4 protein-coding genes are annotated in these 6,418 nt (G+C 62.3%); all 4 read left to right on the top strand.

Annotation, left to right across the window (positions count from 1 at the left end):
• Nucleotides 1-5 precede the first annotated feature (5 nt).
• The 4 genes from WF331_RS23650 (at nucleotide 6) to WF331_RS23665 (ending at nucleotide 6,321) form a co-directional block, all read left to right on the top strand.
• A complete protein-coding gene (locus WF331_RS23650; RefSeq protein WP_340623351.1) occupies nucleotides 6-1,682 on the top strand; it encodes an aryl-sulfate sulfotransferase in 1,677 nt (558 codons plus the stop codon).
• A 338-nt stretch (nucleotides 1,683-2,020) separates the two neighbouring features.
• Entirely contained in the window at nucleotides 2,021-3,463 is a 1,443-nt protein-coding gene (gabD, locus tag WF331_RS23655) for an NADP-dependent succinate-semialdehyde dehydrogenase (protein ID WP_016484375.1), read from the top strand.
• Between the two features lie 182 nt (nucleotides 3,464-3,645).
• The gene (gene gabT, locus WF331_RS23660) at nucleotides 3,646-4,923 is read left to right on the top strand and encodes a 4-aminobutyrate--2-oxoglutarate transaminase (RefSeq protein WP_016497525.1); all 1,278 of its coding nucleotides are present in this window, start codon (nucleotides 3,646-3,648) and stop codon (nucleotides 4,921-4,923) included.
• A gap of 138 nt (nucleotides 4,924-5,061) precedes the next feature.
• Nucleotides 5,062-6,321 carry a response regulator gene (locus WF331_RS23665; RefSeq protein WP_016497526.1) on the top strand — a complete coding sequence of 420 codons (1,260 nt, stop codon included), beginning with the start codon at nucleotides 5,062-5,064 and terminating at the stop codon, nucleotides 6,319-6,321.
• Nucleotides 6,322-6,418: the final 97 nt, after the last annotated feature.

Here is a 6,418-nt window from a genome sequence, read left to right on the forward strand (position 1 = left end):
TTGCCATGAATGCCAAGACCGAAACCCCTGCACTGCCTGAAGGCGCCTGCCTTACTGCGAAAGTCCCGGAGCGCGACCAAGCGCTGCTCGGGGACGTAGTGGTCAACCCGTACCGCCTTGCGCCGCTGACCGCGATCATCCGCGACGGTGGGCGCAGCCTGAGTGATGCGCATGTGCGTGTGCAGGGGCGTGGCGAGCGCGGTGTGGACATTGTCTATGACGTGTCTGACCGTTCGTTGTGGACCTACGGCGGCATCCCGGTATTCGGGCTGTACCCGGACTACGTCAACCAGGTCGAGGTGACCTACAAGCTCGACGGCGAGCGCATTCGCGAGCAGTACCAGATCTACGCCCCGGCCGTGCGCCTGCCGGTGGTGGCCAGGCAGACCGCCGCGTTGCCGGAAGTGCAGCCGGTCAAGGTGGCGCCAGGCTTTGAAAAGCGCCTGTACCTGTTCAACCACCTGCAAGGTGACATCCCGGGGGGGCGCGCCTTCAAGTGGAATGCCCTGGGTGGCGCAGCGGAATGGGACCAGGTGGGCAACAACTGGATTGCCGACAGCAATGGCGATGTGCGCTGGTACCTGGACATTGAGCAGATCCACGACTCCAACCGCCGCGACGGCCTGGGCGGCACCATGGGCTTCCAGCAGACCCGCGACGGCAAGCTGATCTGGGGCCAGGGCCAGACCTACTCCAAGTACGACCTGTTGGGCCGGCGCATCTGGCAGCGCAGCCTGCCCGACAAATTCGCCGACTTTTCCCACGAAATCCGCGAAACCGCGAACGGCACCTACCTGCTGCGGGTGGGCACCAGCGACTACCGCCGCCCCGACGGCAAGCGTGTGCGTTCGATTCGCGACCACATCATCGAGGTCAGCGAAGCTGGGGATGTTCTGGACTTCTGGGACCTCAACCAGATCCTCGACCCGTACCGCGGCGATTTGCTGGAAACCCTCGGCAAGGCGGCGATCCAGTTGCCCGAAGGGGTGCAGAAGCAGGACGACCGCCTGGCCAACGAGCTGGCCGAGGGTAACCTGCCGTTTGGTGACACCCCCGGGGTGGGTACCGGGCGCAACTGGGCAAACGTCAATGCCATCGATTACGACGCAGATGGCGACAGCATCATCGTTTCAGCACGACATCAGGGCGTGGTGAAGATTGGTCGTGACAAGCAGGTGAAGTGGATTCTTGCCTCGCCCCAAGGCTGGCCAGAGCGCCTGCGCGACAAAGTGCTGACGCCGGTTGCGAGCGAAAACTTCGACTGGTCGTGGACCCAGCACACCGCCTGGCTGACTGGCAAAGGCACGCTGACCGTGTTCGACAACGGCTGGGGGCGCGACTTTGCGCCGACCAAGCTTGCCGGCAACTACAGCCGGGCGGTGGAGTACCGCATCGACGAAGCCAAGGGCACGGTCGAGCAGGTATGGGAGTATGGCAAGGAGCGCGGCGACGAGTGGTACAGCCCGGTGACCTCGGTGGTGGCCTACCGGCCAGAGACCGACACCCAGTTCATTTACTCGGCTTCGGTGAACTTCCTCACCCCCGAGAAACTGACCACCACCGTGCTCAACGAGGTGCGCCGCGGGACCCAGGAGGTGCTGGTGGAGCTGAAGGTGCACAGCCGGCAGCCGGGCAGTGTCGGCTACCGGGCACTGGTGATCGACCTGGCCAAGGCATTCTGATCCATCCCCTTTGGGAGGGCCGTCGGTCCTCCCTTCACATTTCTTTCAGTTCATTCGTCTAACCTGTACTGGCCCTTTCGCGGGCGCGCCCGCTCCCACAGGTACCCCATCGGTCTCGAATTCGGTGCAGTACCTGTGGGAGCGGGCGTGCCCGCGAAGAGGACGGTTGCCACTACCCAAAAGATGAAATTTCCGCCCGGCTGTTCAACCATTCGTTCTTTTTTTCGAACAGCCTATTGTCCAACACCCCAGCAGCCGCTTAGCATTCGTTTGAGATTTCAAACGCTCGATGCCCTGCCTTGGGCGCTTTTCAACAATCAACAATTCGGGAAGCCGACATGCAGCTCAAAGACGCTCAGTTGTTCCGCCAGCAAGCCTATATCAATGGTGAGTGGCTGGATGCGGACAACGGCCAGACCATCAAGGTGACCAACCCGGCCACCGGTGAAGTCATCGGTACCGTGCCGAAGATGGGCACCGCGGAAACTCGCCGCGCCATCGAAGCCGCCGACAAGGCCCTGCCGGCCTGGCGTGCACTGACCGCCAAAGAGCGTTCGGCCAAGCTGCGTCGCTGGTTCGAACTGATGATCGAGAACCAGGACGACCTGGCTCGCCTGATGACCACCGAACAAGGCAAGCCACTGGCCGAAGCCAAGGGCGAAATCGCCTACGCCGCCTCGTTCATCGAGTGGTTCGCCGAAGAAGCCAAGCGTGTCTACGGTGACACCATCCCGGGCCACCAGCCAGACAAGCGCCTGATCGTCATCAAGCAGCCAATCGGCGTTACCGCGGCCATTACCCCGTGGAACTTCCCGGCTGCCATGATCACCCGTAAAGCCGGCCCGGCCCTGGCCGCTGGCTGCACCATGGTGCTCAAGCCTGCATCGCAAACCCCTTACTCCGCCCTGGCCCTGGTCGAGCTGGCACACCGTGCCGGTATCCCGGCTGGCGTGCTGAGCGTCGTTACCGGCAGCGCTGGCGAAGTTGGCGGCGAACTGACCGGCAACTCCCTGGTACGCAAGCTGTCCTTCACCGGTTCGACTGAAATCGGTCGCCAGCTGATGCAGGAATGCGCCAAGGACATCAAGAAGGTTTCCCTGGAGCTGGGTGGCAACGCCCCGTTCATCGTGTTCGACGACGCCGACCTGGACAAGGCGGTCGAGGGCGCGATCATCTCCAAGTACCGTAACAATGGCCAGACCTGCGTCTGTGCCAACCGTATCTACGTGCAGGACGGTGTCTACGACGCGTTCGCCCAGAAGCTGGCCGCTGCAGTTGCCAAGCTGAAGATCGGTAACGGCCTGGAAGACGGCACCACCACTGGCCCGCTGATCGACGGTAAAGCTGTCGCCAAGGTTCAGGAACACATCGAAGACGCCGTCTCCAAAGGCGCCAAGGTGCTGTCCGGTGGCAAGCTGATCGAAGGCAACTTCTTCGAGCCGACCATCCTGGTTGACGTACCGAAGACTGCTGCTGTCGCCAAGGAAGAAACCTTCGGCCCACTGGCGCCGCTGTTCCGCTTCAAAGACGAAGCCGAAGTCATCGCCATGTCCAACGACACCGAGTTCGGCCTGGCTTCGTACTTCTACGCCCGCGACATGAGCCGTGTGTTCCGTGTTGCCGAAGCCCTGGAATACGGCATGGTGGGTATCAACACCGGCCTGATTTCCAACGAAGTGGCACCGTTCGGTGGCATCAAGGCTTCGGGCCTAGGCCGCGAAGGTTCCAAATACGGTATCGAGGACTACCTCGAAATCAAATACCTGTGCATCAGCGTCTGATAGCACGGTAAAGGCTTTACCTCTGCCAGCGGGGCGCGAGAGCGACGTCTCGCTGGCCTTTTTTACATCGCAGTACCTGGTGGCCAGGGCGTTTACGGCAGTCGATCAACGAATACTGTGCGCGAGCACTCCCAGCCACCCCCGAATAAAAGCGCCATTCCTGTCGGCGCAATGAGGGCATTATGAGCAAGACCAACGAATCCTTGATGCAACGTCGTGTAGCTGCCGTCCCACGTGGCGTTGGCCAGATCCACCCGATCTTCGTCGACACCGCGAAGAACTCGACCGTGATCGACGTTGAAGGCCGCGAACTGATCGACTTCGCCGGCGGCATCGCAGTACTGAACACCGGCCACCTGCACCCGAAAGTGGTTGCAGCCGTGCAAGAGCAGCTGACCAAAGTCAGCCACACCTGCTTCCAGGTGCTGGCCTACGAACCCTACGTAGAGCTGTGCGAAAAGATCAACAAGCTGGTACCAGGTGACTTCGACAAGAAGACCCTGCTGGTCACCACCGGCTCCGAAGCCGTTGAAAACGCCGTCAAGATCGCCCGTGCCGCCACTGGCCGTGCTGGCGTCATCGCCTTCACCGGCGCTTACCACGGCCGTACCATGATGACCCTGGGCCTGACCGGCAAGGTCGTTCCGTACTCCGCTGGCATGGGCCTGATGCCAGGCGGCGTGTTCCGTGCGCTGTTCCCGAACGAGCTGCACGGTGTGAGCGTTGACGAAGCAATCGCTTCGGTCGAGCGTATCTTCAAGAACGACGCCGAGCCTAAAGACATCGCTGCGATCATCCTCGAGCCAGTACAAGGCGAAGGCGGCTTCCTGCCAGCGCCGAAAGAGCTGATGAAGCGCCTGCGCGCCCTGTGCGACCAGCACGGCATCCTGCTGATCGCCGACGAAGTACAGACTGGCGCTGGCCGTACCGGTACCTTCTTCGCCATGGAACAGATGGGCGTTGCGCCTGACCTGACCACCTTCGCCAAATCCATCGCTGGCGGCTTCCCGCTGGCCGGTGTGTGCGGCAAGGCCGAGTACATGGACGCCATCGCGCCGGGCGGCCTGGGCGGCACCTACGCCGGTTCGCCGATCGCGTGCGCTGCGGCCCTGGCTGTGATCGAAGTGTTCGAAGAAGAAAAACTGCTGGACCGCAGCAAGGCTGTAGGTGAGCGCCTGACCACTGGCCTGCGCGAAATCCAGAAGAAGTACCCGATCATCGGCGACGTCCGTGGTCTGGGCTCGATGATTGCTGTTGAAGTCTTCGAGAAAGGCACTCACACCCCGAACGCTGCTGCTGTTGGCCAGGTTGTTGCCAAGGCACGCGACAAGGGTCTGATCCTGCTGTCCTGCGGCACCTACGGCAACGTTCTGCGTATCCTGGTACCGCTGACTGCCGAAGACGCACTGCTGGACAAAGGCCTGGCCATCATCGAAGAGTGCTTCGCTGAACTCGCTTGATGTGATGTGCTTCTGAAAAAACCCGCTTCGGCGGGTTTTTTTTGTGCCCAGAAAAGCCATGGGGCGCTATGGTTAGCGGAGGATTTGCTTTGGAAGCTGCGACGGAATGTGTGTCAGGCTATTCAGGAGTAGTTGGCGATGAGCGCTGTAGACCCCACCCCACCCAGCGTACTGATTGTCGAAGGCGACCCTTGGGTGCGTGACATGCTCAGCGAGATGCTGCTCAGCGTGCGCTGCGATGCCCGCCTGCAGGTATGCGCCGATGGTGCGCAGGCACTCAGCGCACTGTCCAGCAAGCCAGACCTGATTATCGCCGCCCGCGAGCTGGCCGGTGTCGATGGCCTGGACCTGTTGCGCAAGGTGCGCGCCAAAGGGCCGGGGTTGCCGTTCATCCTCATGAGCAACCGCAGCGACAGCGCCAGTGTGCACGAGGTGTTGCCCCTGCACCCCACCGCCTACCTGAGCAAACCACTGAACCTGGACAACCTGCGCAAGCGCCTGGAAGAGTTGTTGGTGGCCGTTGGCGAAGAAATCGCCTGCCCGGTGCCGGCCTTGCAGGCAGGTGCCAGCCTACCCGCATACCTGGAGCAGCGCCGTGCTACCGCCGATGGCGGGCCGCTGTTGGCCGATGTGCAGGTGGCGATAAAGCGGGCGCTCAACCCTCAGGGCCTGAACCTGAAGGTGCTCGAAGAGGAAGTGCGTAGCGACCCTCAGGTTACCGCCGTGTTGATCGCGGCTGCCAACAGCGCCGCGCTGCACCGTGAAGCACCGGTGCAAACGTTGCTGCAGGCCCTGAACAAGCTTGGCAGTACCCAGAGCATGAACCTGATTCTGGGCATGACCCTCAAGCGCAGTGCACGGCTCAGCGACCCGTTGCTGGCGCAGCACGCAGCCGGCTACTGGGACCTTTCCCTGCATACGGCCGAATATGGCCGTACCTTGGCGCGCATGCTCGAGCTGGACGAAGGGCGCTGCTATTGCGCGGGGTTGCTGCATTGCCTGGGCGACCTGGCGGTGTTGCGCTGCCTGCAAGAGTGGCGGTTGGCCGGGGGCGAGCTGGACGAACGCAACGTGCAGCAATCGCTGGATGAGTTTGGTGCGGCGTTCGGTTCGGCGCTACGCACGCGCTGGCGCTTGCCGCTGGCATTGCGCGAGTTGATCGCGGCGATCTACCAGCTTGGCGGTGGCGTGTATTCGCGGGAGATCCTGGCGATGAACCTGGCCGGGCAGCTATCGCGGCTTCCGGCCGAGCAGGGGCTGGAGAAAGTGGCCAGTGGCAAGACCGCGCGCTTGCTGAAGCTGGGCCTGCCGGAGCTGAAACGGCTGCGCAAGGTGGATAACCCTGAGGTGAAGCCCCGGGAAGAGCCGCCTGCGGCGGAGGCTGAAGTGCCCAGCTGAGATGTTGGGGCCGCTCTGCGGCCCTTCGCGGGCTTGCCCGCTTGTATGGTTAGACTTGAAGGGGTGGTGGGACTAAATGCCCGATTCTGACTGTTCA

The sequence above is a fragment of the Pseudomonas sp. YNh genome, from assembly GCF_037993085.1.
In the GTDB taxonomy this organism is placed as follows: domain Bacteria; phylum Pseudomonadota; class Gammaproteobacteria; order Pseudomonadales; family Pseudomonadaceae; genus Aquipseudomonas; species Aquipseudomonas putida.

Excerpts from the sequence above, each read along its gene's own strand:
- WF331_RS23650 (WP_340623351.1), top strand. The coding sequence starts at position 6 with ATGAATGCCAAGACCGAAACCCCTGCACTGCCTGAAGGCGCCTGCCTT.
- gabD (WP_016484375.1), top strand. The coding sequence starts at position 2,021 with ATGCAGCTCAAAGACGCTCAGTTGTTCCGCCAGCAAGCCTATATCAAT.
- gabT (WP_016497525.1), top strand. The coding sequence starts at position 3,646 with ATGAGCAAGACCAACGAATCCTTGATGCAACGTCGTGTAGCTGCCGTC.
- WF331_RS23665 (WP_016497526.1), top strand. The coding sequence starts at position 5,062 with ATGAGCGCTGTAGACCCCACCCCACCCAGCGTACTGATTGTCGAAGGC.